This is a genomic window from Kocuria sp. LHG3120 (assembly GCF_049897445.1).
GTDB lineage: Bacteria > Actinomycetota > Actinomycetes > Actinomycetales > Micrococcaceae > Kocuria > Kocuria rosea.
Genome location: NZ_JAFCWG010000004.1, coordinates 99,082 through 124,135, shown reverse-complemented (window position 1 = coordinate 124,135; position 25,054 = coordinate 99,082). Strand labels below are relative to the sequence as shown.

General features: G+C 72.3%; 22 protein-coding genes. 16 read left to right on the top strand and 6 right to left on the bottom strand.

The features are described 5' to 3' along the window. Positions 1 to 12 precede the first annotated feature (12 nt). The 7 genes from araB (at position 13) to ACP7CD_RS09455 (ending at position 9,107) form a co-directional block, all read left to right on the top strand. Complete coding sequence (gene araB, locus ACP7CD_RS09485) at positions 13 to 1,701, top strand: ribulokinase (RefSeq protein ID WP_426120063.1); 1,689 nt, start codon at positions 13 to 15, stop codon at positions 1,699 to 1,701. Beyond that, entirely contained in the window at positions 1,698 to 2,450 is a 753-nt protein-coding gene (locus ACP7CD_RS09480; RefSeq protein WP_095650197.1) for an L-ribulose-5-phosphate 4-epimerase, read from the top strand. The genes araB and ACP7CD_RS09480 overlap by 4 nt, the downstream gene beginning before the upstream one ends. Beyond that, positions 2,425 to 3,939: an L-arabinose isomerase gene (gene araA / locus ACP7CD_RS09475; protein ID WP_109268402.1), complete on the top strand. Its 1,515-nt coding sequence runs from the start codon at positions 2,425 to 2,427 to the stop codon at positions 3,937 to 3,939. Before ACP7CD_RS09480 ends, araA begins: the two co-directional genes overlap by 26 nt. Positions 3,940 to 4,076: 137 nt before the next feature. Continuing rightward, the gene (gene chvE, locus ACP7CD_RS09470; RefSeq protein ID WP_017833605.1) at positions 4,077 to 5,195 is read left to right on the top strand and encodes a multiple monosaccharide ABC transporter substrate-binding protein; all 1,119 of its coding nucleotides are present in this window, start codon (positions 4,077 to 4,079) and stop codon (positions 5,193 to 5,195) included. Positions 5,196 to 5,277: 82 nt separating this feature from the next. Beyond that, positions 5,278 to 6,807 (top strand): multiple monosaccharide ABC transporter ATP-binding protein, encoded by a 1,530-nt coding sequence (gene mmsA, locus ACP7CD_RS09465; RefSeq protein WP_426120062.1) that lies wholly within the window; start codon positions 5,278 to 5,280, stop codon positions 6,805 to 6,807. Between the two features lie 93 nt (positions 6,808 to 6,900). Continuing rightward, positions 6,901 to 8,064, top strand: a complete 1,164-nt coding sequence (mmsB, locus tag ACP7CD_RS09460) for a multiple monosaccharide ABC transporter permease (protein ID WP_095650319.1) — start codon at positions 6,901 to 6,903, stop codon at positions 8,062 to 8,064. Next, entirely contained in the window at positions 8,061 to 9,107 is a 1,047-nt protein-coding gene (locus tag ACP7CD_RS09455; protein ID WP_426120061.1) for an aldose epimerase family protein, read from the top strand. Before mmsB ends, ACP7CD_RS09455 begins: the two co-directional genes overlap by 4 nt. Before the next feature lie 322 nt (positions 9,108 to 9,429). On the opposite strand, the gene ACP7CD_RS09450 is transcribed toward ACP7CD_RS09455, so the two are convergent. From ACP7CD_RS09450 to ACP7CD_RS09440, 3 genes are all read right to left on the bottom strand, one after another. Next, complete coding sequence (locus ACP7CD_RS09450) at positions 9,430 to 10,371, bottom strand: sugar phosphate isomerase/epimerase family protein (protein WP_115163405.1); 942 nt, start codon at positions 10,369 to 10,371, stop codon at positions 9,430 to 9,432. A gap of 89 nt (positions 10,372 to 10,460) precedes the next feature. Beyond that, positions 10,461 to 11,237, bottom strand: coding sequence for an SDR family NAD(P)-dependent oxidoreductase (locus ACP7CD_RS09445; protein WP_426120060.1), 777 nt, complete (start codon positions 11,235 to 11,237; stop codon positions 10,461 to 10,463). A gap of 65 nt (positions 11,238 to 11,302) precedes the next feature. Beyond that, a complete protein-coding gene (locus ACP7CD_RS09440; protein WP_017833598.1) occupies positions 11,303 to 12,727 on the bottom strand; it encodes a GntP family permease in 1,425 nt (474 codons plus the stop codon). Between the two features lie 206 nt (positions 12,728 to 12,933). On the opposite strand from ACP7CD_RS09440, the gene ACP7CD_RS09435 reads away from it, so the two are divergent. The 5 genes from ACP7CD_RS09435 to ACP7CD_RS09415 all read left to right on the top strand — a co-directional run bounded on the left by ACP7CD_RS09435 (position 12,934) and on the right by ACP7CD_RS09415 (position 17,931). Next, the gene (locus ACP7CD_RS09435) at positions 12,934 to 13,647 is read left to right on the top strand and encodes a GntR family transcriptional regulator (protein WP_017833597.1); all 714 of its coding nucleotides are present in this window, start codon (positions 12,934 to 12,936) and stop codon (positions 13,645 to 13,647) included. Positions 13,648 to 13,824: 177 nt separating this feature from the next. Next, a complete protein-coding gene (locus ACP7CD_RS09430) occupies positions 13,825 to 14,820 on the top strand; it encodes a 3-hydroxyacyl-CoA dehydrogenase family protein (protein WP_115163651.1) in 996 nt (331 codons plus the stop codon). 94 nt (positions 14,821 to 14,914) lie between these two features. After that, positions 14,915 to 16,651: a dihydroxyacetone kinase family protein gene (locus ACP7CD_RS09425; protein WP_426120059.1), complete on the top strand. Its 1,737-nt coding sequence runs from the start codon at positions 14,915 to 14,917 to the stop codon at positions 16,649 to 16,651. A 9-nt stretch (positions 16,652 to 16,660) separates the two neighbouring features. Next, positions 16,661 to 17,467: a triose-phosphate isomerase gene (locus ACP7CD_RS09420; protein ID WP_426120058.1), complete on the top strand. Its 807-nt coding sequence runs from the start codon at positions 16,661 to 16,663 to the stop codon at positions 17,465 to 17,467. After that, entirely contained in the window at positions 17,467 to 17,931 is a 465-nt protein-coding gene (locus ACP7CD_RS09415) for a ribose-5-phosphate isomerase (protein ID WP_017833593.1), read from the top strand. Before ACP7CD_RS09420 ends, ACP7CD_RS09415 begins: the two co-directional genes overlap by 1 nt. Before the next feature lie 105 nt (positions 17,932 to 18,036). On the opposite strand, the gene ACP7CD_RS09410 is transcribed toward ACP7CD_RS09415, so the two are convergent. Next, positions 18,037 to 18,903, bottom strand: a complete 867-nt coding sequence (locus tag ACP7CD_RS09410; RefSeq protein ID WP_426120057.1) for an alpha/beta fold hydrolase — start codon at positions 18,901 to 18,903, stop codon at positions 18,037 to 18,039. A gap of 134 nt (positions 18,904 to 19,037) precedes the next feature. Between ACP7CD_RS09410 and rocD the strand changes: the two genes are divergently transcribed. Then, positions 19,038 to 20,303 (top strand): ornithine--oxo-acid transaminase, encoded by a 1,266-nt coding sequence (rocD, locus tag ACP7CD_RS09405; RefSeq protein ID WP_172604314.1) that lies wholly within the window; start codon positions 19,038 to 19,040, stop codon positions 20,301 to 20,303. A gap of 6 nt (positions 20,304 to 20,309) precedes the next feature. Here the strand turns inward: rocD and ACP7CD_RS09400 are convergent, their stop codons facing one another. Next, positions 20,310 to 20,831 carry a glutathione peroxidase gene (locus ACP7CD_RS09400; protein ID WP_095650202.1) on the bottom strand — a complete coding sequence of 174 codons (522 nt, stop codon included), beginning with the start codon at positions 20,829 to 20,831 and terminating at the stop codon, positions 20,310 to 20,312. Between the two features lie 93 nt (positions 20,832 to 20,924). Next, positions 20,925 to 21,647 carry a GntR family transcriptional regulator gene (locus ACP7CD_RS09395; RefSeq protein WP_035923531.1) on the bottom strand — a complete coding sequence of 241 codons (723 nt, stop codon included), beginning with the start codon at positions 21,645 to 21,647 and terminating at the stop codon, positions 20,925 to 20,927. A gap of 148 nt (positions 21,648 to 21,795) precedes the next feature. Between ACP7CD_RS09395 and ACP7CD_RS09390 the strand changes: the two genes are divergently transcribed. From ACP7CD_RS09390 to ACP7CD_RS09380, 3 genes are read left to right on the top strand one after another with little or no spacing between them, the layout of a single operon-like run. Then, entirely contained in the window at positions 21,796 to 23,133 is a 1,338-nt protein-coding gene (locus tag ACP7CD_RS09390; protein WP_035923529.1) for an ABC transporter substrate-binding protein, read from the top strand. Between the two features lie 54 nt (positions 23,134 to 23,187). Then, positions 23,188 to 24,165, top strand: a complete 978-nt coding sequence (locus ACP7CD_RS09385) for a carbohydrate ABC transporter permease (protein WP_426120056.1) — start codon at positions 23,188 to 23,190, stop codon at positions 24,163 to 24,165. A 1-nt stretch (position 24,166) separates the two neighbouring features. Next, positions 24,167 to 25,024 (top strand): carbohydrate ABC transporter permease, encoded by an 858-nt coding sequence (locus ACP7CD_RS09380; protein WP_109221448.1) that lies wholly within the window; start codon positions 24,167 to 24,169, stop codon positions 25,022 to 25,024. Positions 25,025 to 25,054: the final 30 nt, after the last annotated feature.

The window sequence follows — 25,054 nt, the reverse complement described above, 5'->3', positions numbered from 1 at the left end:
ACGAGGTCCTCCGTGAGCCAGCCCAGCCCAGATCCCACGTACGTCATCGGCGTCGACTACGGCACCCTGTCGGGGCGGGCCGTCGTCGTGCGGGTGCACGACGGCGCCGAGATGGGCTCCGCGGTGCACGAGTACGAGCACGGCGTGATGGACACCGTGCTCGCCGCCACGGGGGAGGCCCTGCCGCCCGAGTGGGCGCTGCAGGTCCCCGCCGACTACGTGGACGTCCTGCGGCAGGCGGTGCCCGCCGCCGTCCGCGCCGCCGGCGTGGACCCGAGCGCCGTGGTGGGCGTGGGCACCGACTTCACCGCGTGCACCATGGTCCCCGTCCGGGCCGACGGCACACCCCTCAACGAGCTGCCCGGCCTGGCGGGCCGCCCGCACGCCTACGTGAAGCTGTGGCGCCACCACGCCGCGCAGGGCCAGGCGGACCGCATCAACGATCTCGCGGCCCGGCGCGGAGAGCGCTGGCTGGCCCGCTACGGCGGTCTCATCTCGAGCGAGTGGGAGTTCGCCAAGGGCCTGCAGCTGCTCGAGGAGGACCCCGAGCTGTACCACCTCATGGACCACTGGGTGGAGGCCGCCGACTGGATCGTCTGGCAGCTGACGGGCAGCTACGTGCGCAACGCGTGCTCCGCCGGGTACAAGGGCATCCTGCAGGACGGCGAGTACCCCGACCGCGAGTTCCTCGGCGCCCTCAACCCCGGGTTCGCCGGCTTCGCGCAGGACAAGGTCGACCACCCGATCGGGGCCCTCGGCACCGCCGCGGGCACGCTCAGCGCCCAGGCCGCGGAGTGGACGGGCCTGCCCGCCGGCATCGCCGTGGCGGTGGGCAACGTCGACGCGCACGTGAGCGCTCCCGCCGCCCGGGCCACCGCGCCGGGTCAGATGGTGGCGATCATGGGCACCTCCACCTGCCACGTCATGAGCTCCGACACCCTGCGCGAGGTCCCCGGGATGTGCGGCGTGGTGGACGGTGGGATCATCGACGGGCTCTACGGCTACGAGGCCGGGCAGTCCGGGGTGGGCGACATCTTCGGCTGGTTCACGGCCCACTTCGTGCCGGGGCGGCTCCAGGAGGAGGCCGCCGAGCGCGGGCTGAGCGTGCACGAGCTGCTCACCGAGCAGGCGAGCCGCGAACCGGTGGGCGCGCACGGGCTCCTGGCCCTGGACTGGCAGTCCGGCAACCGGTCCGTGCTCGTGGACCACGAGCTCTCCGGGCTGCTCGTCGGCCTCACCCTGGCCACCCGCCCGCACGAGGTCTACCGCGCCCTGCTGGAGGCCACCGCTTTCGGGACCCGCACGATCGTGGAGGCCTTCGCCGCCTCCGGGATCCCCGTCACCGAGTTCGTGGCGGCCGGCGGGCTGATCAAGAACGCGTTCCTCATGCAGATCTACGCCGACGTGCTCGGCATGCCGATCTCGGTGATCGGCAGCGACCAGGGCCCGGCCCTGGGCTCCGCCATCCACGCGGCCGTGGCCGCCGGCGCCTACCCGGACGTCCGGACGGCCGCCGCGGCGATGGGCCGGCTCGAGCGCAACGCCTACACCCCGAACCCCGCGCACACCGAGGCCTACTCCGTCCTCTACGAGGACTACACCGCGCTGCACGACCACTTCGGCCGCGGCGGCAGCGACGTCATGCGCCGGCTCAAGGCGCTCCGGCGCAACGCCCGTTCCACCCAGGAGGTCTCCGCGTGAACGCCCTGACGCCCGAGCTCGAGGAGCGGATCGCCCGCGTGCGGCGCGAGGTCGCGGACCTGCACGCCGAACTGGTCCGCTACGGGCTGGTGGTCTGGACGGCGGGCAACGTGTCCGGGCGGGTCCCCGGCACGGACCTCTTCGTGATCAAGCCCAGCGGGGTGAGCTACGACGACCTCGGCCCGGAGAACCAGATCCTGTGCGACCTGGACGGCCGGCCGGTCCCCGGCACCCCCGGTGCGGAGCGCTCGCCGTCCAGCGACACCGCCGCCCACGCCTACGTCTACCGGCACATGCCGGAGGTCGGGGGAGTGGTCCACACCCACTCGCCCTACGCCACGGCCTGGGCGGCCCGCGGCGAGGCCATCCCCTGCGTCCTGACGGCCATGGCGGACGAGTTCGGCGGGGAGATCCCCGTGGGGCCCTTCGCGATCATCGGCGACGACTCGATCGGCCGCGGCATCGTGGAGACCCTCTCCGGCCACCGCTCCCGCGCGGTCCTCATGCTCAGCCACGGACCGTTCACCATCGGCAAGGACGCCCGGGACGCCGTCAAGGCCGCGGCCATGCTCGAGGACGTGGCCCGCACCGTGCACCTCTCCCGCCAGCTGGGCGAGCCGCTGCCCATCGACCCCGCGCACGTCGACTCCCTGTTCGACCGCTACCAGAACGTCTACGGCCAGCAGCCCGCGGCCGTCCCCACCACCCCAGGAGCGCTCACCCGTGAATCCTCAGCCCACCGCCCTTGACCACTACGAGGTCTGGTTCCTCACCGGCAGCCAGGACCTCTACGGCGAGGACACCCTGCGCCAGGTGGCCGAGCAGTCCCGCGAGATCGTCCGCGTGCTGGGCGAGGCCGGGCTGCCCGTCGAGGTGGTCTGGAAGCCCACGCTCAAGGACGCGGACTCGATCCGCCGCACGGCCCTCGAGCTCAACGCCGCGGACGGCGTGATCGGGGCGATCGCCTGGATGCACACCTTCAGCCCCGCCAAGATGTGGATCACCGGCCTCGACGCCCTGCGCAAGCCGCTGCTCCACCTGCACACCCAGATCAACGTCGAGCTGCCGTGGGGCGAGATCGACTTCGACTTCATGAACCTCAACCAGGCCGCGCACGGCGACCGGGAGTTCGGCTACATCCAGACCCGGCTCGACGTCCCGCGCAAGACCGTGGTGGGCCACGTCTCGACCCCCGGCGTCACCGCGCAGATCGCCTCCTGGCAGCGCGCGTGCGCCGGCCGCGCGGCGGTCCAGGGGCTCAGGGTGGCCCGGTTCGGCGACAACATGCGCAACGTCGCCGTGACCGAGGGCGACAAGACGGAGGCCGAGCTGCAGTTCGGGGTCTCCGTGAACACCTGGGGCGTCAACGACCTCGTGGCCGTGGTGGACGCCCAGTCCGAGGACCGCGTGGACGAGCTCGTCGCCGAGTACGAGGAGCTCTACGACGTGGCCCCCGAGCTGCGCCGCGGCGGGGAGCGCCACGAGTCCCTGCGCTACGGGGCCCGGCAGGAGCTCGGGATGCTCCAGTTCCTGGAGGAGGGCGGCTTCGGGGCCTTCACCACGAACTTCGAGGACCTCGGCGGGCTGCGCCAGCTGCCGGGCCTCGCCGTGCAGCGGCTCATGGCCCGCGGCTACGGGTTCGGGGCGGAGGGCGACTGGAAGACGGCCCTGCTGGTGCGGGCGGCCAAGGTCATGGGCGCCGGGCTGCCCGGGGGCGCGTCCCTCATGGAGGACTACACGTACCACCTGGTGCCGGGGGAGGAAAAGATCCTCGGCGCCCACATGCTGGAGGTCTGCCCGAGCCTCACCACGGCGCGCCCCTCCCTCGAGGTGCATCCGCTGGGCATCGGCGGACGGGAGGACCCCGTGCGCCTGGTCTTCGACACCGACGCCGGCCCCGGCGTGGTCGTGGCGATGTCCGACATGCGGGACCGGTTCCGGCTCACCGCCAACACCGTGGACGTCGTGCCCCCGGACGCCCCGCTCCCGAACCTGCCCGTGGCCCGGGCCGTCTGGCGGCCGCACCCCGACCTCGCGACCTCGGCCGCGGCCTGGCTCACCGCCGGCGCCGCCCACCACACGGTCCTCAGCACCGCGGTGGGCGCCGACGTGATCCGGGACTTCGCCGACATGACCCGGACCGAGCTGCTCGTCATCGACGACACCACCACCCTGCGGGAGTTCCAGCGCGAGGTGCGGTGGAACGCGGCCTACTACCGGCTCGCCCAGAAGCTCTGAGCGGGACGACCGGGACGGCCGGAACGACCATGATGACCAGGACCCCTGACGACCACCACGAGATCTCACCAGCACCGACCTCGATCGAACACTCCCACCACCGGGCAGTGCGGCCCGGACCGACGAAAGGCACGACCATGACCCCGAAGATCGACCTGAAGAAGACCCTCACCGGGGTGACCGCCCTGACCCTCGCGCTGGGCCTCACGGCCTGCGGCGGCAACCGCGGCGGCGGCGCGGAGGCGGGCTCCAACGAGGGCGCCAAGATCGGCGTGGCGATGCCCACGCAGCAGTCCGAGCGCTGGATCGCCGACGGTGAGAACGTCAAGGCGCAGCTCGAGGAGCTCGGCTACGAGGTGGACCTCCAGTACGCCAACGACGACATCCCCACCCAGATCTCCCAGATCGAGAACATGATCAACGGCGGGGCCAAGGCCCTGGTGATCGCCTCGATCGACGGCACCACGCTGACCAGCGTGCTCGACACGGCCGAGACCCAGGAGATCCCCGTGATCGCCTACGACCGCCTCATCAACGAGTCGGACACCGTGGACTACTACACGACCTTCGACAACTACGAGGTGGGCGTGCAGCAGGGCACGTCGCTGCTCACGGGCCTCGGGGTCCTCGACGAGAACGGTGAGCCCACCGGCGAGAAGGGCCCCTTCAACGTGGAGCTCTTCGCCGGCAGCCCCGACGACAACAACGCGACCTTCTTCTGGGACGGCGCGATGGACACCCTCAAGCCCTACCTGGACGACGGCACGCTCAACGTTCCCAGCGGCCAGACGGAGTTCGAGCAGGCCGCCATCCTGCGCTGGCTGCCGGACACCGCCCAGGACCGGATGGAGGACCTCATCACGGTGGGCGGCGGCGACCAGCTCGACGGCGTACTCTCCCCGTACGACGGTCTCTCGATCGGCATCATCTCCGCGCTGCGCTCCGGCGGCTACTCCCAGGACGAGCTGCCCGTGGTGACCGGCCAGGACGCCGAGGTCGGCTCCGTGAAGTCGATCGTCAACGACGAGCAGTACTCCACGATCTTCAAGGACGTCCGCGAGCTCGGCGAGCGCGCGGTGCTCATGGTGGACTCCCTGATGCAGGGCGAGGAGCCCGAGGTCAACGACGAGGAGACCTACGACAACGGCGTGAAGGTGGTCCCCGCCTACCTGCTCGAGTCGCAGATCGTCACGAAGGACAACTACCAGGAGGTCCTCGTGGACAGCGGCTACTACGAGGCGTCCGAGCTCGAGTGATCGCGACCGGCCGGGCGGCCCTCCGCCGCCCGGCCGGTCCGTCCCGTCCACCCACCCACCAGCTCGAGACGAGGAGGCCCGCATGAGCGAGCACGTTCTGGAGATGCGCCGGATCAGCAAGTCCTTCCCCGGCGTCAAGGCGCTGCAGGACGTCACCCTGGCCGTCGCCCGCGGCGAGGTCCACGCGATCTGCGGGGAGAACGGCGCCGGCAAGTCCACCCTCATGAAGGTCCTGTCCGGCGTGTACCCGCACGGCACCTACGAGGGGGACATCGTCCTGGAGGGCGAGACCGTCTCCTTCCGGGACATCAAGGACAGCGAGCGCAGCGGGGTGGTCATCATCCACCAGGAGCTGGCCCTGTCCCCGTTCCTGTCCGTCGCCGAGAACATCTTCCTCGGCAACGAGCGCGCCACCCGCGGGTTCATCAACTGGAACGAGACCAACGCCAGGGCCGCCGACCTGCTCCGGCGCGTGGGCCTCGACGTGAACCCCAGCGTCCCGGCCGGGGACATCGGGGTGGGCAAGCAGCAGCTCGTGGAGATCGCGAAGGCGCTCTCCAAGGACGTGAAGCTGCTCATCCTCGACGAGCCCACGGCCGCCCTCAACGACGAGGACTCCGCGCACCTTCTGGGCCTGGTCCGCGGGCTGCGCGAGGACGGGATCACCTGCATCATCATCAGCCACAAGCTCAACGAGATCCGGGCGATCGCCGACTCCGTGACGATCCTGCGCGACGGGCAGACCATCGAGACCCTCAGCCTGCACGACGGGTCGGTCACCGAGGACCGGATCATCAAGGGCATGGTGGGCCGCGAGCTCACGAACCGGTACCCCGAGCGGGTCCCCGACATCGGCGCGGAGGTGCTCCGCGTCGAGGACTGGACCGTGCACCACCCCCGGGAGCACTTGCGGGTGGTGGTGGACAACGCGCACCTGTCCGTGCGGGCGGGCGAGATCGTGGGCATCGCCGGGCTGATGGGCGCCGGGCGCACGGAGCTGGCCATGAGCATCTTCGGGCGCAGCTACGGGTCCAACATCACCGGGCGGATGTACAAGAACGGCGAGGAGATCACGGCGCGGACCGTCAGCGAGGCGATCCGGCACGGCATCGCCTACGCCACGGAGGACCGCAAGCGCTACGGGCTCAACCTGATCGACGACATCAAGCGGAACATCTCCTCGGCGGCGCTGGGCAAGCTCACGTCCGCGGGCTGGGTCGACGGCGGGCGCGAGACGCTCATGGCGCAGGACTACCGCACCAGCATGAACATCAAGGCGCCCTCGGTGTCCTCGATCACCGGCAAGCTCTCCGGCGGCAACCAGCAGAAGGTCGTCCTGTCCAAGTGGATGTTCGCCGACCCCGACGTGCTCATCCTCGACGAGCCCACCCGCGGCATCGACGTGGGGGCGAAGTACGAGATCTACACGATCATCAACAGGCTGGCCGCGCAGGGGAAGGCGGTGCTGGTCATCTCCTCCGAGCTGCCCGAGCTGCTGGGGATCTGCGACCGGATCTACACGCTCGCCGAGGGCCGGATCACCGCCGAGGTGCCCATCGCCGAGGCCACCCCCGAACGACTCATGCAGCACATGACCAAGGAAAAGGACTGACCCATGGCTTCCACCCTCGTCGACGAGGACCGGGCTCTCGACAGCCGGGGCCCGCAGAAGGCCTCCACCGTGGCGGGCGCCGGCCGGTTCCTCATGAGCCGGCTCCGCCAGATCGGCATCTTCCTGGCCCTGCTGGTGATCGTCACGCTGTTCCAGGCCCTGACCGGCGGCGCGCTGCTGCAACCGGACAACGTCTACAACATCATCGTCCAGAACAGCTACATCCTGCTGCTGGCGATCGGCATGGTCATGATCATCGTGGCCGGGCACATCGACCTCTCGGTCGGCTCGGTGGCCGCGTTCGTGGGCGCCATGTCCGGGATCATGATCCGGGACTGGAGCCTGCCGTGGTGGGTGGCCCTCCTCGCCGCCCTCGCGGTCGGCGCGCTCGTGGGCGCCTGGCAGGGCTTCTGGGTGGCCTACATCGGGATCCCCGCCTTCATCGTGACCCTCGCCGGCATGCTCGTCTTCCGCGGTCTGACGCAGATCGTGCTCGAGAACCAGCGGATCACCGGCTTCCCGCCGGAGTACCGCCAGCTCGGCGGCGGCTCCCTCTTCCCGGGGCTGTTCCCGCCGGCGACCAACATCCTGGACTGGACCACGGTGGGCATCGGCCTGATCGCCACGGCCATGCTCGTGCTGAGCCAGCTCCGGGGCCGGGCCAACCGCGCGAAGCTCCACCTCGAGGACGAGCCGCGCGCCTGGTTCCTCACGCGGCTGGTCTTCGGCGTCGTCGTCATCCTCGCGCTCACCTTCCTGCTGGCCAGCTCGCGCGGCGGGACGCCGATCGTGCTCGTGGTCCTCGGCGTGCTGGTGGTCGCCTACAGCGCCGTCATGAACCGGACGGTGTTCGGCCGCCACGTGTACGCCCGCGGCGGCAACCTCCAGGCAGCCCAGCTGTCCGGTGTGAACACCAAGCGCGTCGACTTCCTGCTCTTCGTCAACATGGGCGTGCTGGCCGCGCTGGCCGGGCTGGTGTTCACCGGCCGGCTCAACTCCGCCGGGCCGGGCGCCGGAAACCTGTTCGAGCTGGACGCGATCGCCGCGGCCTTCATCGGCGGCGCCGCCGTGACCGGTGGCGTGGGCACCATCATCGGCGCCATCACCGGCGGTCTGATCATGGGCGTGCTCAACAACGGCATGTCCCTCATGGGCGTGGGCATCGACTACCAGCAGTTCATCAAGGGCCTGGTGCTCCTGCTGGCGGTCGGGTTCGACGTGTTCAACAAGCGCCGCGCCTCGAACGCGCTCAAATGACCGCGCCCGCCCCGCGGTTCTTCGGGACGCTGCCCGACGGTCGGGAGGTCACCGCGCACACCCTCGCTACCCCGGGCGGGCTGAGCCTGCGCGTGCTCGACCTCGGCGCCGCGGTCCAGGCCCTGCACCTGCCCGGCCCGGCCGGGGGCCCCGGCACCAACGTGGTGCTGGGCCACCCGGACGCCGCCGGCTGCGCGGCACCCCCGGAGGCCTTCCTGGGGGCGGTGGTCGGCCGCTGCGCCAACCGGATCGCCGGGGCCCGCTTCGACCTCGACGGGACCACCGTGGAACTGGCGGCCAACGAGGGCGGCAACACCCTGCACGGCGGCCCCGACGGATTCCACCGCCGCACCTGGCGGACGGTCTCCGCGAGCCGCGACGTCCTGGTGCTGGAGCTGGTCAGCCCGGACGGTGACCAGGGCTTTCCCAGCGAAGTGGTCCTCCGGGCCCGGTACGCCGTCACGGACGACGTCCTCGCTCTGGACCTGGAGGCCCGCACCGACGCCCCGACCGTGGTCGGGCCCGCGAGCCACGTCTACCTCAACCTCGCCGGGGAGGGGTCGGGGACGGTCGACGACCACACGCTCACCGTCGAGGCCGACCGGTACCTGCCGGTCGGCCGGGACGGGGTGCCGCTGGACGGCCTCGCCGCCGTGCGCGGGACGCCGCTGGACCTCACCGCCCCCGCCCGGCTCGGGGACCGGGTGCGGGCGGAGCACCCGCAGATCGCGGCCGTGGGCGGGATCGACCACTCCTTCCACCTGCGCGGCACCGGGCTGCGCGCCGCCGCCCGGCTGGAGCACCCGGCGAGCGGGCGGTCCGTGGAACTGTGGACCGACCAGCCGGCCCTGCAGGTGTACACGGGCAACGCCCTGGACGGCACCATCACCGGCACCGGCGGGCGCACCTATCCGCGGGGAGCGGGGATCGCCCTGGAGCCCCAGTACCACCCGGACTCGCCGAACCGGCCGGAGCTCTCCGACCCGGTGCTGCGCCCGGGGCAGACCTACCGCTCCCGCACCGAGTGGCGCTTCCGGTACTAGCGGCCGCCGGCCTTGTTCTCGCGCCGCTTCGCCATGATGCGGCCGAAGACCGCGGTGCCGACCATGAACAGGATCCTTCGCATGCTGGTGCTCCTTCTTCTCGCTGGGGTGCTGCTCGGATGACGTGCCCGGCCCACGCTACGGGGTGTCCCGGCAAAAGGTAAGTGAGCTGAAGAGTTTTCGGCCGAGAGCGAGCGCGCCCGGGGCTCCCTGCGTCAGCGGGTGCGGGGACGGTGCCCGGCGTCGTCACGGTGCCCGGCGCCGACGACGGAACGGCCCCTGCGCCGCAGCGCCGGGGCCGTTCCGTCCGTCCTGCCGGGGATCATGCCTCTGGGAGCTTGGCCGCGAGGATCCCCCGGATGTAGTCCCGGTTCATCGCCGTCACCGTGAGGCCGTCGCCGCCGTAGTGCTCCACGCACATGGGGCCGTCGAAGCCGGCCTCCAGGGCCATGCCGATGGCCTCGCGGTAGTCGATGAAGCCGAGGGCCAGCGGCGCCGGCGCCGAGGCGTAGGAACCGGTCGCGGGGTCGTGGTCCCGGAAGTAGTTCTTGAGCTGCCAGTAGTTGGTGTGGGGGAGCATCTTGGTCAGCATCTCTCGCCAGTCCTCGACCTCCCGGTGCAGGCGGACGATGTTGCCGATGTCGGGGCACAGCCCCACGTTGGGCAGGTCCACGGCGGTGACGAGCTGCACCGAGCTGTCGGCGGTGCCGAGGAAGGTGCCCTCGTACATCTCCAGCGACACGCTGACCCCCCGCTCGGCGGCGTACTCGCCGAGCTCGCGGAAGCGGGCGGCGGCCTTCTCCCGGTTCTCCGGGGTCTCCTCGTCCTCGGCGCCCTCCGCGAGCCAGAACCAGGTGGCCTGCTTCTGCGGCTCGGTGAACGGGTCGTGCAGCCCCAGGCACACCATGGGCACCTCGAGGTCCGCCGCGGCGTCGATGGTCCGCTTCGTGTAGGCCATGTTCTCCCGGGCCCGGTCCTCGTCCGGGGTGATCACGCTCTTGCGGGTCACGGCGATGTCGCTGAAGGCGAGGTCGTAGGAGCGGGCCGTCTCGAGCAGCCGGCGGCGGCCGTCGGTGTCGAGGTCGGCGGGCCGGACCCAGGAGTCGGTGAGGTCGACGTGGTCGAAGCCCGCGAGGCGGACCTCGCGCAGCGTCTGCTTCCAGGCCTCGGGGCCGGCGGTGGTGCGGTCGCGGCCGTCGGCGGTGGTGCCGGTGAAGTTCAGCAGGGCGGCGCCGATCGGCCAGGTCTCGGGGGTGTGCGGCATGGTTCTCTCCTTGTCGGGCGCCTCGTCGGGCGCCGTGCTGGGTGGTGTCCGGGGTGCGCGGTGGCACCGGTGCTCGGGGCGGCGCGGGCTCACACCATGTGCTTGCCGCCGTCGATGAAGTACGAGGCGCCGTTGACGAACCCCGCCTCGTGGCTGGTCAGGAAGGCGACGAGGGCGGCCACGTCCTCCGGCTGCCCGACGCGGCCGGCGGGGATGCCCGCGGACATGGCGGACTTGCGGTCCTCGGTGAGCGCCCCGCCCATGATGTCCGTGTCGATGGGGCCCGGGACGAGCGCGTTGCAGGTGATCCCGTGCGCCCCCAGCTCCCGGGCGCCGCCGCGGGTCAGACCGAGGACCGCGGCCTTCGCCGCGGCGTACCCGGTCTTCGAGAACGTCCCGCCGCCGTCGTAGGCGGTGATCGAGGACGTGTTGACGATCCGGCCGCCGTGGCCGCCCTCGACCATGCGCCGGGCCGCCGCCTGCATCATGAGCAGCGTGCCCGTGGCGTTGACGTCCATGACCCGGGTCCAGACGTCCCTCGTGAGCTCGAAGAAGGAGTGGGGGCTGGCGATGCCGGCGAGGTTCACCTCGGCGAGCACGGGCGGCAGGTGGGCGTCGATCTCCTCGAACGCGGCGTCCACGGAGGCGGGGTCGGCGACGTCGACCGGGATGCCGCGCACCGGGCTCTCCGTCCGTCCGGCGAGCTCGGCGGCGAAGGAGCGGACGCCGTCGGCGTCGACGTCCAGCACCGCCAGGGCCCACCTCTCCCGTGCCAGGCGGCGGGCGACGTGGCGGCCGATGCCGCGCTCGGCCCCGGCGCCGGTGACCACCGCCGTCCGGTGCGCGGGGAACTGTCCATCGGTCATGAGAACTCCTTCGGGGCGATCAAATGCGGGGCGATCAAATGCGGGGCGTGGTGCCGGTTGCCGGCTCACGCGGCCAGGGCGTAGACGACCCAGGCCAGGGCGAAGGCCATGAAGCCGATCGCGGTGCCGACCACCGACCAGGTCTTCAGCGTGGTCAGGGTGTCGAAGCCGCAGAACTTGCCGATGAGCCAGAAGCCCGAGTCGTTGACGTGCGAGAAGGTGATGGAGCCCGCCGCGATGCCGACGACGATGGCGGCCAGCCCGACGCCGGACAGGCCCAGCTCCGCGACGGCGGGCGCCATGATGGAGCCTGCCGTGGTCGCGGCCACGGTGGCCGAGCCCTGGGCCACGCGGAAGGCGATCGCCACGAGGAAGCCGGCCAGGATCACCGGGAGCCCCATCGCGTCCAGGCCGCCGGCGATGGTGCCGCCGATCCCGGTCTCGGTGAGCACCCGGCCGAAGGCGCCGCCGGCGCCCGTGATGAGGATGATCGAGCAGACCGGGGCGAGGGCGTGGTCGACCAGGTCCTCCAGGGCGCCGCCGATCGAGCCGCGGCCGCGCCGCGGCCGCAGGTACAGCAGGTACATCGCGAACAGCGTGGCGATCAGCAGCGCGATCGGGGTGTTGCCGATGAGCCGGGACAGGCGGAACAGGACGTTGTCCTCGCCCACGGACCCGCTGGCCTCCAGCGTGGTGAACAGCGTGTTGAAGAAGATCAGCACGAGCGGCAGCAGCAGGACGAAGATGATCGTCCAGAAGCCGGGCCGGGGCATGTCGTCCTCGAGCTCCACCTCGCCCAGGAGGTTCGGCACGGGCATGTCCGGGTAGCGCTTGGCGATGACCAGGCTGAGCCGGTAGCCGGCGAGGTACCACGTGGGCAGGCCGACCAGGAGCGAGACGAGCACGACCATCCCGACGTCGGCGCCCATCACCGTGGCGGCGGCGGTGGGGCCCGGGTGCGGCGGGGTGAGGGCGTGCATCATCAGGAAGGCGCCGATGGAGGGCAGCACGTAGAGCATGAAGGAACCGCCCAGACGCCGCGCCACCGTGTAGATGATCGGCAGCATCACGATGAAGCCGGCGTCGAGGAAGATCGGGAACGCGTAGAAGAGGGAGGCCACCGCCAGGGCGAGCGGGGCCCGCTTCTCCCCGAACCGCCGCAGCATCGCGTCGGCGAGCACCTGGGCGCCGCCCGAGACCTGGACCAGGCGGCCGAGCACCGCGCCGAAGCCCACGAGCAGGGCCACGTTGCCCACGGTGGTGCTGAACCCCGCGACCACCACGCCCACGACGTCGGCCACGCCGATGCCGGCGGCCAGCGCCGTGAGCAGGCTGATGATGATCAGGGAGAAGAACGCGTGGACGCGGAGCTTGATGATCAGGAAGAGCAGCGCGGCGATGGCCGCGACCGCGATGGCGAGCAGGGCCCACGTGGGCCTCTCCGCCAGGACGAGCGCGTCCGCCGTGGCGGCGGGAAGAAGGATGTGCATAGCTGAATCACCTTTGATCAGAACGCGGGCGGGCCACCCTGTGCTGTGGCGTGGACCACATTCGACGGGCCATTGGCCAATACCCTATAGGATATTGGTGGACTGTCCAGTGGGTGGGGCGTCGTCCGGAGCGGTCCGGCCGCCCTCCGCGCCCGCTACTGCGTGGGACAATGCCTGTTACGGCGGACGCGAGTGAGGAAATCGGCATGGACACGACTGTTCCGGGCGGGACGTGGGTGCAGCGCAGCATCCTCGCGGACCAGGTCTACAAGGAGATCCTCGCGCGCCTCATGGACGGTGACCTGAAGTCCGGGGACCCCATCAGCATCGACGGCACGGCGCGCGCGCTGGGCGTCTCGCCGACCCCGGTCCGGGAGGCCCTGGCGCGGCTGGAGTCCACGAACATGGTGGTCCGCGCCGCGCTGCGCGGCTACCGCGTGGCACCCCTGCTCACGCACGAGGAGCTGCTGGACCTCATGGACGCGCGCCTGCTCATCGAGCCGTACAACGCCGAACTGGCGTGCGGCCGCGCGGACGCAACCTTCCTGGAGTCCCTCGAGCGGTCCATCGACGACCTCCGCGAGGCGCCGAACGGGCCCCACTTCTCCGACTACCGCTCCTACTGGGAAGCGGACGAGCGCTTTCACCGGCTCATCGCGGAGCAGGCCGGCAACAAGTTCGTCCTCGGCGCCTACGAGTCCCTCGGCGGGCACGTGCACCGGTTCCGGCTCTTCAGCGGACTGGGGGTGCAGGACGCGCGGAGCGCCATCGAGGAGCACGCGCGGATCCTCCAGGCGCTGCGCCGCGGCGACCCCGCGGCCGCGCGGATCGCCATGGCCGGGCACATCTGCGGCGTGCGGGAGCGGGCCATCCACGAGCACGAGAGCGCCGGCCAGGACGCCCGGAGCGAGAGCGCCTGAGGCCCCTCCCGCACCCCTCGACACCTCCCGGTGTGGTTGACACCACACTCCGGTCCGTGGATCCTATAGGAAACACGGCGAAGACCTGATCCGGTTCCCGCGGTCGCTCGCGACCCGCGCTCCGATGCCGCCGTGTCCCACGGACAGAACATGTGCACATCAGAGGAGATGGGGATCATGGCTCAGCGCTCGGTAGCAGTAGTCGGTTCGGGATACATGGGCGGGGGCATCGCCCAGGTGCTCGCCCTCGGCGGCGCGCGGGTCGCGCTCGCCGACATCTCGCAGGAGATCGCCGAGAAGAACCTCGAGCGCCTGCTCGGGGAGGCGGAGCAGTTCGTCGCCGACGGGCTCTTCCCGGCGGACGCGGTCGAGCGCCTGCGGGAGAACCTGTGGGCCGCTCCCAGCATCGAGGAGGCCGTCGCGGACGCCTCCTACGTGGAGGAGGCCGTCCCGGAGAAGCTCGACATCAAGCACGGCACCCTGCGCCGGATCAGCGACGCCGCTCCGGCGGACGCCGTGATCGGCTCCAACACCTCCACCATCTCCATCGCCCAGCTCGCCGAGGTCGTCGAGAACCCGGGCCGTTTCCTCGGGGTGCACTTCTCCAACCCCGCGCCGTTCATCCCCGGCGTCGAGGTCATCCCGCACGCGACCACCACGCCCGAGACGGTCGCGGCGGCCCAGGAGATCGTCGAGCTGACCGGCAAGAAGTCCGCCGTGGTCAAGGACGTCACCGGTTTCGTGCTCAACCGCCTGCAGTACGCCCTCTTCCACGAGGCCGCCCAGCTGGTCGAGGAGGGCATCGCCACCGCCGAGGACGTCGACACGCTGGTGCGCACCACCTTCGGCTTCAGGCTGCCGTTCTTCGGCCCCTTCGCGATCGCGGACATGGCTGGACTGGACGTCTACTCCTTCTGCTACGCCTCCCTGCAGACCTCCTTCCCCGAGCGCTTCGCCACGCCCAAGGCGCTCCAGGACCTCGTCGACGCCGGGAAGCTCGGCACCAAGTCCGGCGCCGGCTTCCTGCAGATCCCCGCCGAGCGCTCGAACGACCTCGTCGCGTACCGCAACAAGGCGTACGTGGCCATGGGGCAGCTCCTGGACGACCTGGGCCCCAGCCCGGTCGACGAGGAGACCGCCCAGCAGGGCGGCGCGTCCGCCCCCGCCGGCTGAGCTGGCGCCACCGCACACCCCGCCGGCCGGAGCGGCGCTCGACGTCGATCGCCGCTCCGCCCGGCCACCCTTCCGAGACCACGAGGCTGGAACGATGACTTTTCTTGTGAACGATCCTGCGGAGTTCGCGTCCGACGCGCTGCGGGGCTATGTGGCCGCCCATCCCGAGCACGTGGTGGCCGCCCACGGCGGGGTGGTGCGCGCCTCCGAGACGCCGGCGGGTCAGCCGGCGCTGGTGATCGGCGGGGGGTCGGGGCACTACCCGGCGTTCGCCGGGTGGATCGGGCCGGGGATGGGCCACGGCGCCCCGTGCGGCAACATCTTCTCCTCGCCCTCGGCCTCCCAGGTGTACTCCGTGGCGCGCTCGGCGGAGAACGGCGGGGGCGTGGTCCTGGGCTTCGGCAACTACGCCGGGGACGTGCTGCACTTCGGGCAGGCCGCGGAGAAGCTGCGCGCCGAGGGCGTAGACGTGCGGATCATCCGGGTCTCCGACGACATCGCCTCGGGTCCGGCCGGGGCCCACCGTGAGCGCCGCGGCATCGCCGGGGACCTGCCGGTGTTCAAGATCGCCGGGGCGGCGATCGAGGCCGGGGCCGATCTGGACGAGGCCGAGCGGGTGGCGTGGAAGGCCAACGACGCGACCCGGTCCTTCGGGGTGGCCTTCGAGGGCTGCACCCTGCCCGGTGCCGGGGAGGCGCTGTTCCACGTGCCGGCCGGGGAGATGGCGATCGGGCTCGGGATCCACGGCGAGCCCGGCGTGCGCGAGGTGCCGATGGGCACCGCCGACGAGGTCGCCGACCTCCTGCTGGACGGTGTGCTGGAGGAGGAGCCCGAGCGGACCGAGGGCGGCTACCAGGGGCGGGTGGCGGTGCTCGTCAACGGTCTGGGCACGGTCAAGTACGAGGAGCTGTTCGTGGTCTACGCCCGGGTGGCCGCCCGGCTGGCCGAGAAGGGACTCACCGTGGTGGCCCCGGAGGTCGGGGAGCACGTCACCAGCCTGGACATGGCAGGGTGCTCGCTGACCGTGGTGTTCCTCGACGAGGAGCTCGAGCGCTACTGGCTGGCCCCGGCCGACACCCCGGCGTTCCGCCGGGGTGCCCCGGACACGGCCGGGCGGCCGGCGCGGACCGGGGTGCACACCCCCGGCGCGGAGGAGGTGCCCGAGGCCACCGCGGAGTCCCGGTCGGCGGCCGAGCGGGTCGTGGCGGCCCTGGCGGTGCTGGAGGCGACCGCGGCCGAGCACGAGGAGCACTTCGGCAAGCTGGACGCCATCGCCGGCGACGGCGACCACGGCCAGGGCATGGCCTACGGGACCCGGGGCGCGCTGGCGGCCGCCCGGGACGCGGCCGCGGCCGGTGCCGGGGCGCGGACCGTGCTGCTGCGCGCCGGGGACGCCTGGGCCGAGGAGGCCGGCGGCACCTCCGGTGCCCTGTGGGGCGCGGCGCTGACCGCGGCCGGCGGGGTCTTCGACGACGCCGCCGGGGCCGGGTCGGACGAGGCGGTGGCCGCCCTGGTGGCCGGGATCGACGCGGTCGTGCGGCTGGGCGGGGCCCAGCCGGGGGACAAGACCATGGTCGACGCCGCCCTGCCGTTCCGCGAGGCGCTGCTGGCCGAGTTCGAGACCTCCTCCGACCTGGCGGGCGCCACGAAGAAGGCCGCCGCCGTGGCGCGGGAGGCCGCCGAGGCCACCGCGGACATCACCGCCCGCCGCGGGCGCTCAAAGGTGCTGGGCGACAAGAGCCTGGGCACCCCGGACCCCGGGGCGCTGTCCTTCTCCGTGCTCATGGACGCCCTGGGCGATCTCTTCGCCCGGACCCCGGACGCCCGGTAGGAGGCGGTCGTGACGGTGTGGGTCGGCACGAGCTGGAAGATGAACAAGACCCTGGCCCAGGCCACGGACTGGGCCCGGGGCCTGGCCGAGGCCCTGGCCGGGCGGGACCTCGGGGACGTGCAGCCCTTCGTGATCCCCCCGGCCACGGCGATCGCCGCGGTGGCCCAGGTCCTGGCGGAGGAGCCCCGGGTGCTGGTCGGGGCGCAGAACGCGCACTGGGCCGAGGCCGGTGCCTGGACCGGGGAGGTCTCCGTGCCCCAGGTCGCCGACGCCGGGGCCCGGATCGTGGAGATCGGCCACTCCGAGCGCCGCGAGCACTTCGGCGAGACGGACGAGACCGTCCGCGCCAAGGTCGCCGCGACCCTGGGCCACGGGCTCGTCCCGCTGCTGTGCGTCGGGGAACCGGCGGAGGTGCAGGCCGCCGGCGGGTCCGGCGCGCACGTCCTCGGCCAGGTCGAGCGCGCCCTGGCCGGCCTCGAGGCCGAGCAGCTGTCCCGGGTGCTGATCGCCTACGAACCGATCTGGGCGATCGGCGAGCACGGCCGCCCGGCCACCGTCGCGGAGCTGGCCGAGCCCTTCGCCGCCCTGGGTGCGCACTGGGGGTCCCGGGTGCGCGGGCTGCTCTACGGCGGGTCGGTCAACCTGGACAACGCCGCGGACCTGCTCGGCATCGACCACGTGGACGGCCTGTTCGTCGGCCGCACGGCCTGGCGGCTGGAGGGCTACCTGCGCCTGCTCGAGATCGCGCGGAGCGCTGAGGCGGCCCGCGCGAGGACCACCAACGACGAGAACGACGACAAGGAAAAGGTGAAGTGATGAGCGAGAAGAAGCTGCGGATCGTGATCGGCGGCGACGACGCCGGGTTCGACTACAAGGAGGCCCTGCGCCGGGACCTCGAGGCCGACGACCGCGTGGAGAGCGTGGTCGACGTCGGCGTCTCGAAGACCGAGAACACGGACTACCCGCACGTGGCCGTCGAGGCCGCCCGGAAGGTCGCCTCCGGGGAGGCCGACCGGGCGCTGCTGATCTGCGGCACGGGCCTGGGCGTGGCGATCTCGGCGAACAAGGTCCCCGGGATCCGGGCGGTGACCGCCCACGACTCCTACTCGGTGGAGCGCTCGGTGCTCTCCAACAACGCCCAGGTGCTGTGCATGGGCCAGCGGGTCGTCGGCCTGGAGCTGGCCCGGCGCCTGGCCAAGGAGTGGCTGGGCTACACCTTCGACACCACCAGCGCCTCGGCGGCCAAGGTCGAGGCCATCACCGGCTACGAGAACGGCTGACCGCACCCCGGCACCAGCCCCGCCGGGCCCCGGCACGGGACACCGTGCCGGGGCCCGGCGCGTGTCCGTGCCGGGGCCCGGCGCGTGTCCGTGCCGGGGCCGCGACTACGTCCGCGCAGCACGCAGGTGCGCCAGGACGGCCGCCCCCACCTCCTCCGGCCGCTCCTCGGCGAGGAAGTGGCCCGCGTCCACGGCCCGCCCCGTGGCCCGCGGGAACTGCCGCCGCCACAGCGCGAGCGGGTCCTCCCGCGCGCCGACCCGCCCCCGGGCGCCCCACAGGACGAGGGCGGGCAGGTCCCGCTGCTCGTGCTCGTCCGCCTCGTCGATCTCCCGGTCCGGGCCGGCGGCCGCGCGGTAGTCGCGGCACCAGGCGTCGACCACGGCGGGATCCCGCGCCGCGTCCTCGTAGGCGGCGAGCGCCGCCGGGTCGAACGGGACCTGCGTGCCGCTGAGCCCCTGGAGCGTCCGGCGCACGAAGTACACGGGGTCGTGGCCGATCAGGGTCTGCGGCAGGCCCTCGCCCTGGGCGAGGAAGGCCCAGTGGTAGTACTGCAGGGCCATCCACGCGTCCATCGACCGCCACACCTCCAGGGTGGGCAGGATGTCCAGCAGGGCCACGGACGCCACCGCGCCGGGGGCGTCGAGCGCCATCCGGTGGGCGGTCCGGGCGCCGCGGTCGTGCCCGACGACGGAGAACCGCTCGTGGCCCAGCGCCCGCATGAGCTGCACCTGGTCGGCGGCCATCGCCCGGAAGGTGTGGTCCTCGCTGCTCGTGCGCGAGCCGCCGTAGCCGCGCAGGTCGGCGGCGACCACGGTGAACTCCTCGGCCAGCACGGGGGCGAGGTGGTGCCACATGGCGTGGGTCTGCGGGAAGCCGTGCAGCAGGAGCACGGGCGGGCCGTCGCCGCGCGTGCGGGCGTGGATCGTGCCGTCGGCCACGGGGACGTCGTGGGCGGTGAAGTCGGGGAACACGGTTCCTCCTGCAGGTCGGGGACGGGCCGCGCGGCGCGGGGCCGGGACTGTAATGCGGGCCCGGCGGCGTTGTACGTGATGGGCTGGACCGCACACGCTCCAGACAACACCAGCGAGGAACCGGGAGAAACCCCATGAACCACGCCCCGACGCAGTTCGTCGACCCCGCGGCCGGCACCGCTCACGGCACGAGCACGCGGGAGCTCGTGGAGACCGCCGAGCGGTACACCGCGCGCACGTACTCCCCGCTGGACGTGGTGGCGGCCCGGGCCCAGGGCACCACCGTCACGGACGTGGAGGGCCGGGAGTACCTCGACTTCCTCGCCGGCTACTCGGCGCTGAACTTCGGCCACGGCCACCCGGCGGTCCTCGAGGCGGCCCGGACCCAGCTGGAGCGCGTGACGCTGACCAGCCGGGCCGTCCACAACGACCAGCTCGGCCCCTTCGCCCGGGAGCTGTGCGAGCTGCTCGGCCAGGACATGATGCTGCCGATGAACACCGGCGCCGAGGCCGTGGAGTCGGCGATCAAGGTCGCCCGCAAGTGGGGCTACGAGCGCAAGGGGGTGGCCCCGGGCCGGGCGCAGATCGTGGTGGCGGCGGGGAACTTCCACGGCCGCACCACCACGGTCATCAGCTTCTCCGACGACGACGAGGCGCACCGCAACTACGGCCCCTACACGCCGGGCTTCGTGACCGTCCCGTTCGGGGACCTCGCCGCCCTCGAGGCGGCCGTCACCGAGGACACCGTCGCGGTGCTGCTGGAGCCCATCCAGGGCGAGGCCGGGGTGATCGTGCCGCCGCCGGGGTACCTGCAGGGCGTGCGGCGGTGCACGGCCGAGCGCGGCGTCCTGCTCGTCGCGGACGAGATCCAGTCCGGGCTGGGCCGCACCGGCCGGACGCTGGCGTGCGAGCACGAGGACGTGGAGGCGGACCTCTACCTGCTGGGCAAGGCCCTGGGCGGGGGAGTCCTGCCGGTGTCCGCGGTGGTGGGCCGGGCGGACGTGCTCTCGGTGCTGCGGCCCGGCCAGCACGGCAGCACGTTCGGCGGGAACCCGCTGGCCGGCGCCGTCGGCCGCGCCGTCGTCGCCCTCCTCGCCACCGGGGAGCCCCAGGAGCGGGCGCGGGTCATGGGGGAGAAGCTGCACGCCGGCCTGGCGGAGCTGGCGCCGCTGGGCCTGACCGAGGTGCGCGGGCGCGGGCTGTGGGCCGGGATCGACATCGATCCGCGGCTCGGCACCGGCCGGGAGTGCTGCGAGCGGCTGGTGGCCCACGGGATCCTCGCCAAGGACACCCACGGCTCCACCATCCGGCTGAGCCCGCCGCTGGTGATCACCGACCGGGAGCTGGAGCGGGGCCTGACCGCGCTCGCGGACGTGCTGCGGGAGATGGCCGGCCGCTGACCCGTCTCAGCCCGTCCCGGCGGACTCCGTCCCGGCGGGCGCCTCCCCGTGGGCCAGCGCCGACTCGATGCTGCCGGCGAGCTGCGCCGGCGAGGTCTTCGGGGCGAAGCGGCGGATCACCCGCCCGTCCCGGCCCACGAGGAACTTGGTGAAGTTCCACTTGATGGCGTCGCCCATGATCCCGCCCCGCTCCTCGCGCAGCCACGACCACAGGGGGTGGGCGCCGGGGCCGTTGACGTCGACCTTCTCGAACATCGGGAACGTCACGCCGTAGTTGCGGCTGCAGAAGTCGGCGATCTCCTCCTCGCTGCCCGGCTCCTGGTGCCCGAACTGGTTGCAGGGGAAGCCCAGGACCACGAGCCCGTCCTGCCGGAAGTCCCGCCACAGCTGCTCGAGGCCCTCGTACTGCGGCGTGAACCCGCACTCGCTCGCGGTGTTGACCACGAGCACCACCTTCCCGGCGTACTCGGACAGCGGCTGCTCGCGCCCGTCCAGGGTGGTGGCGGTGAAGTCGTGCAGCGTGGTCATGGGAGCCTCCGGAGCGGTCGGGGACGACGGTCTGCTCCCATTCTGCCGCCGACGCGCCGCCCGCGCCCGCGAGAGCGCCCGCGATCCCGCGGGTCAGTGCTGCGGCCCCTTCATCCGGGCCAGGAAGCGGAACCTGTCCCCGCGGAACACCGAGCGGGTCCACTCCACGGGGGAGTCGTCAGCCGTGAACCCGAGCCGGTGGATCAGCAGCAGGGGAGCCCCCATCTCGATGCCCAGGAGCCGGACGTCGTCCGGGCCGGCGAGCCGGGTCTCCACGGTGTCCTCGGCCGCCACGATGTCGATGCCGTAGTCCTGGCGCAGCGCGGTGTACAGGGAGCCGGTCCGGTCCAGGTGCGCCGCCAGGCCGGGCAGCGCTCCGGCGAGCAGGGCGACCTCGTGGGCCAGCGGCTCGCCGTTGATGAGGCGGATCCGCTCCACCCGCGCGAGCTCGGCGCCGACGGGCACGCGCAGCCGGGCCGCTGCGTCGTCGTCGGCGGCCGTGCGGCTCACGTCGAGGACCGTGGAGGAGCTCACGAGGCCCTGGGCGTCGGCGTCGTCGCTGAACGAGGTGAGCTGGCGGACGTAGGTGAACCGCGGCGGGGCCACGAAGGTCCCCCGGCCCTGGGCCCGGCCCAGCACCCCTTCCGCCACGAGCTCGCCGATGGCCTGGCGGACCGTGGTCCGGGAGGTGGCGTACTGCTCGGCGAGCGCCCGCTCCGTGGGGATGAGCGCGCCGGGGGTCGCGTCCCGCACGAGCGCCCGGAGCTGCTCCTTGAGCAGGTAGTACTTCGGGACGGCCCGCGGCTCCGCGCTCATGGGGCCAGCATATCGACCGCGCCGCCCGGTCCTGCGGGCACCGTTTCCCGAGGTGTGAGCATTGACACACAAATTGGTCTAGTCCAAGCTGGGGGAACGACAGCTGTGACGATCGCGAACACTGCGGCCGAGAGAAGGGGAACTGCTCATGAGTGCACGAACGAGGCGCCGGTCCCGGGCCGTGGTGCTGGGGACCGGCCTGTCGATGGCCGTGGTGCTGGCCGCCTGCGGCGGCGGTGGGGAGAGCGCGAGCGGCAGCGGGGAGGGCGACGGCGTGATCGAGGTCTGGGCCCACAGCGGCCAGGCGGCCGAGGCCGAGGCGCTCGAGGCCCTCGTCGCCGAGTACAACGACTCGCAGGAGGACGTCAGCGTCGAGCTGACCCTCATCCCCGAGCCGGACTACACCAGCACCGTCCAGGCGACCGCCGCGGAGGACCTGCCCGACGTGATGGAGATGGACGCCCCGACGATGGCGTCCTTCGTCTACGACCGCAAGCTCGTGCCCCTCGACGACGTGGTGTCGCAGGAGACCCTCGAGAACCGGATCGAGGGCGTGCGGGAGAGCGGCACGTACCAGGACCAGACCTACGCCGTCGGCATGTTCGACGTCGGGCTCGGGCTGTGGGGCAACCAGCAGCTCCTCGACGCCGCGGGCGTGGAGGCCCCGGCCACCGCCGACGAGGCGTGGACGGCGGAGGAGTTCGAGCAGAACCTGCAGAAGCTGGCGGAGGTCAGCCCGTCGGGCAACGCGATCGACCTGGGCGAGGCCAACGGCTTCGCCGCCGAGTGGGGAACCTTCACCACCTCCCCGGTCCTGTGGTCCAACGGCGGCACGCTGATCCGGGACGGCGCGGCGGAGGGTGTGCTCAACAGCGCCGAGAACGTGGAGGCCCTCGAGGAGTGGGCCTCGTGGAAGGAGCACACGGACCCGAACACCAGCGGCACCGCCTTCCCCGACGGGGACGTCGCCCTGACCTGGACGGGCAACTGGATGTACCCCACCTTCAGCGAAGCCCTCGGCGAGGACCTGGTCCTCATGCCCCTGCCCGACCTCGGCAACGGCACCAAGGCGGGCCACGGCTCCTGGCAGTGGGGCGTGACGCCGGCGGCCGGCGGCGACCAGGCCGCGGCCGGTGCCTTCCTCGACTTCCTGCACTCCGACGAGAGCATCGCCACGATGGTCGAGGCCAACGCGGCGGTGCCCGGCACCACGAGCGCCCTCGAGGGCAGCGAGCTCTACGGCGAGGGCGGGCCGCTGGAGCTGTTCGCGTCCAACCTGGCCTCGGCATGCAGCTCGGAGGAGGTCACCCCGGAGTGCATCGCGGTGGCGCGGCCCATCACCCCGGGCTACCCCACGGTCACGAGCTCCTACGGCAGCGCCCTCGCGGCGATCTGGGGCGGGGCGGACCCGCAGGAGGAGCTCGACAGCGCGGCGCGGGCCATCGACGCCGACTTCGAGGACAACAACGGCTACCAGGACGAGTGACCGCCGCGGCGGGGCCGCCCAGCGGCCCCGCCGCGCACCTGCGAGGAGTGCACCATGACCACCACACCGGGCCTCGCGGCCCCCGCGTCCGCCCCGGCTGACGTGCTAGAGGCTCCACCGCCCCGCAGGGGGCTCCGGCGGGACGGGCTCGCCGGGGTCCTCATGGCGGGTCCCGCCGTGCTGCTGCTCGTCCTGTTCGTCGCGGTCCCGTTCGTCGCGGCCATCGGCTTCTCCTTCCACAACGTCCGGCTCGGCGACCCGCGCGATCCCGCCTTCATGGGGCTGACCCAGTACGCCCGGATCTTCACCGACCCCGACGTGTCCAGCCGGTTCCTCAGCGCGCTGCTCCACAACCTGGTCTTCGCGGCCGTGGTGGTCCCGGTGCAGACCGCCCTCGCGCTCGCGCTGGCCCTGCTCGTGCAGAAGACCGTCCGGGGGGTCGGGATCTTCCGGTCCGTCTTCTTCCTCCCCGTCGTCTTCCCCATCGCCCTGGTGGCCCTCATCTGGCGGCTGATCCTCGCCCGCGGGGACGACGGCCTCCTCAACTCCCTGCTCGGGTTCTTCTCGGGCGGTGCCTTCGGGGCCCAGGACTGGCTGGGCTCCGAGCTCACGGCGCTGGCCTCGGTCATCGTCCTGTCGATCTGGCAGGGCGTCGGCTTCCAGATGGTGATCCTGCTGGCGGCCCTGCAGCAGGTGCCCGCCGACCTCTACGAGGCGGCCCGCCTGGACCGGGCCGGTGCGTGGCAGCGCTTCGTGCACGTCACCCTGCCCGGGATCAACACCACCCTCGTCTTCGTGGCGCTCTACACGATGATCCTGTCGCTGCGCGTGTTCGACCAGATCTACGTGCTGGCCCGCTCCGGCGGGGGGCTCAACGAGGACGCCACCCGCACCGTGATGTACGAGGCGGTGACGTCGGCGTTCGACGCGAACAACATCGGGCGCGCGAGCGCCATCTCCGTGGTGTTCTTCGTGATCGTGGTGGTCCTGTCCCTCGTCCAGCGCCGCGCCACCCGCGAACGGGAGGACTGACATGACGCAGACCGCCGCCCCCGCCGCCCGCCGCCGCAGGACGGACGTGCCCCGCTACGCGGTGCTCGTCGTCACGAGCCTCCTGTTCTTCGCCCCGGTCGCCTACATGGTGGCGGCCTCGCTGGCCCCCGCCTCCCGCACGCTCGCCGGCTTCGAGGTCTTCGACCCGCGCGAGTGGGGCCTGCACAACTACACCGGCGTGGCCTCGAGCCTGTCCTCGGACAGCACCGGCCACCTGTGGCGGTTCTTCTTCGTGTCCGTCACCGTCACGGTCTGCGTGGTGGGGCTCGGGCTGGTCGTGAACTCGATGGCGGCCTTCGCCCTGTCGCGGCTGACCTGGCGGGGCAGGAACCTGGTGCTCCTGGGCGTCCTGCTGCTGCTCATCGTCCCGTTCGAGGCCGTGGCCGTGCCCATGTTCTACCTCTACAACGACGCCCGGAACACCCTGTGGATCCAGATCGTCCCCTTCATCGGCAACGCCCTGTCGATCTTCCTCTTCTACTCGTTCTTCTCCGGCATCCCCCGCAGCATCGACGAGGCCGCGCGGATGGACGGCGCCGGGCCGCTACGGGTGTTCTGGCAGATCATCGCGCCCATGAGCAAACCCGCGTACGCGTCGGTGGCGGTGCTGACCTTCCTGACCCAGTGGGGGGCGTTCCTGTGGCCGGTGCTGATGATCTCCGAGCCGAACCTGCGCCCCCTGCCCCTCCAGATCAGCGTCTTCGCGGGCCAGCTCCCCCCGGCGTGGGGCGAGGTCATGGCCTTCGGGGTGCTCCTGGTGGTGCCCGTGATCGTCGTGTTCCTCGTCTTCCAGCGCTGGTTCATCGAAGGCGTGGCGAGCTCCGCCGTCAAGGGCTGAGCCGGACCGCCCCGGCACCGCCCACCTCCA

Coding starts and splice junctions, on each gene's coding strand:
- ACP7CD_RS09415 (WP_017833593.1), top strand. CDS start 17,467: ATGAGCGAGAAGAAGCTGCGGATCGTGATCGGCGGCGACGACGCCGGG.
- mmsA (WP_426120062.1), top strand. CDS start 5,278: ATGAGCGAGCACGTTCTGGAGATGCGCCGGATCAGCAAGTCCTTCCCC.
- ACP7CD_RS09445 (WP_426120060.1), bottom strand. CDS start 11,237: ATGACCGATGGACAGTTCCCCGCGCACCGGACGGCGGTGGTCACCGGC.
- rocD (WP_172604314.1), top strand. CDS start 19,038: ATGAACCACGCCCCGACGCAGTTCGTCGACCCCGCGGCCGGCACCGCT.
- ACP7CD_RS09380 (WP_109221448.1), top strand. CDS start 24,167: ATGACGCAGACCGCCGCCCCCGCCGCCCGCCGCCGCAGGACGGACGTG.
- ACP7CD_RS09395 (WP_035923531.1), bottom strand. CDS start 21,647: ATGAGCGCGGAGCCGCGGGCCGTCCCGAAGTACTACCTGCTCAAGGAG.
- ACP7CD_RS09425 (WP_426120059.1), top strand. CDS start 14,915: ATGACTTTTCTTGTGAACGATCCTGCGGAGTTCGCGTCCGACGCGCTG.
- ACP7CD_RS09440 (WP_017833598.1), bottom strand. CDS start 12,727: ATGCACATCCTTCTTCCCGCCGCCACGGCGGACGCGCTCGTCCTGGCG.
- ACP7CD_RS09435 (WP_017833597.1), top strand. CDS start 12,934: ATGGACACGACTGTTCCGGGCGGGACGTGGGTGCAGCGCAGCATCCTC.
- ACP7CD_RS09455 (WP_426120061.1), top strand. CDS start 8,061: ATGACCGCGCCCGCCCCGCGGTTCTTCGGGACGCTGCCCGACGGTCGG.
- ACP7CD_RS09430 (WP_115163651.1), top strand. CDS start 13,825: ATGGCTCAGCGCTCGGTAGCAGTAGTCGGTTCGGGATACATGGGCGGG.
- ACP7CD_RS09385 (WP_426120056.1), top strand. CDS start 23,188: ATGACCACCACACCGGGCCTCGCGGCCCCCGCGTCCGCCCCGGCTGAC.
- ACP7CD_RS09400 (WP_095650202.1), bottom strand. CDS start 20,831: ATGACCACGCTGCACGACTTCACCGCCACCACCCTGGACGGGCGCGAG.
- chvE (WP_017833605.1), top strand. CDS start 4,077: ATGACCCCGAAGATCGACCTGAAGAAGACCCTCACCGGGGTGACCGCC.
- mmsB (WP_095650319.1), top strand. CDS start 6,901: ATGAGCCGGCTCCGCCAGATCGGCATCTTCCTGGCCCTGCTGGTGATC.
- ACP7CD_RS09390 (WP_035923529.1), top strand. CDS start 21,796: ATGAGTGCACGAACGAGGCGCCGGTCCCGGGCCGTGGTGCTGGGGACC.
- ACP7CD_RS09450 (WP_115163405.1), bottom strand. CDS start 10,371: ATGCCGCACACCCCCGAGACCTGGCCGATCGGCGCCGCCCTGCTGAAC.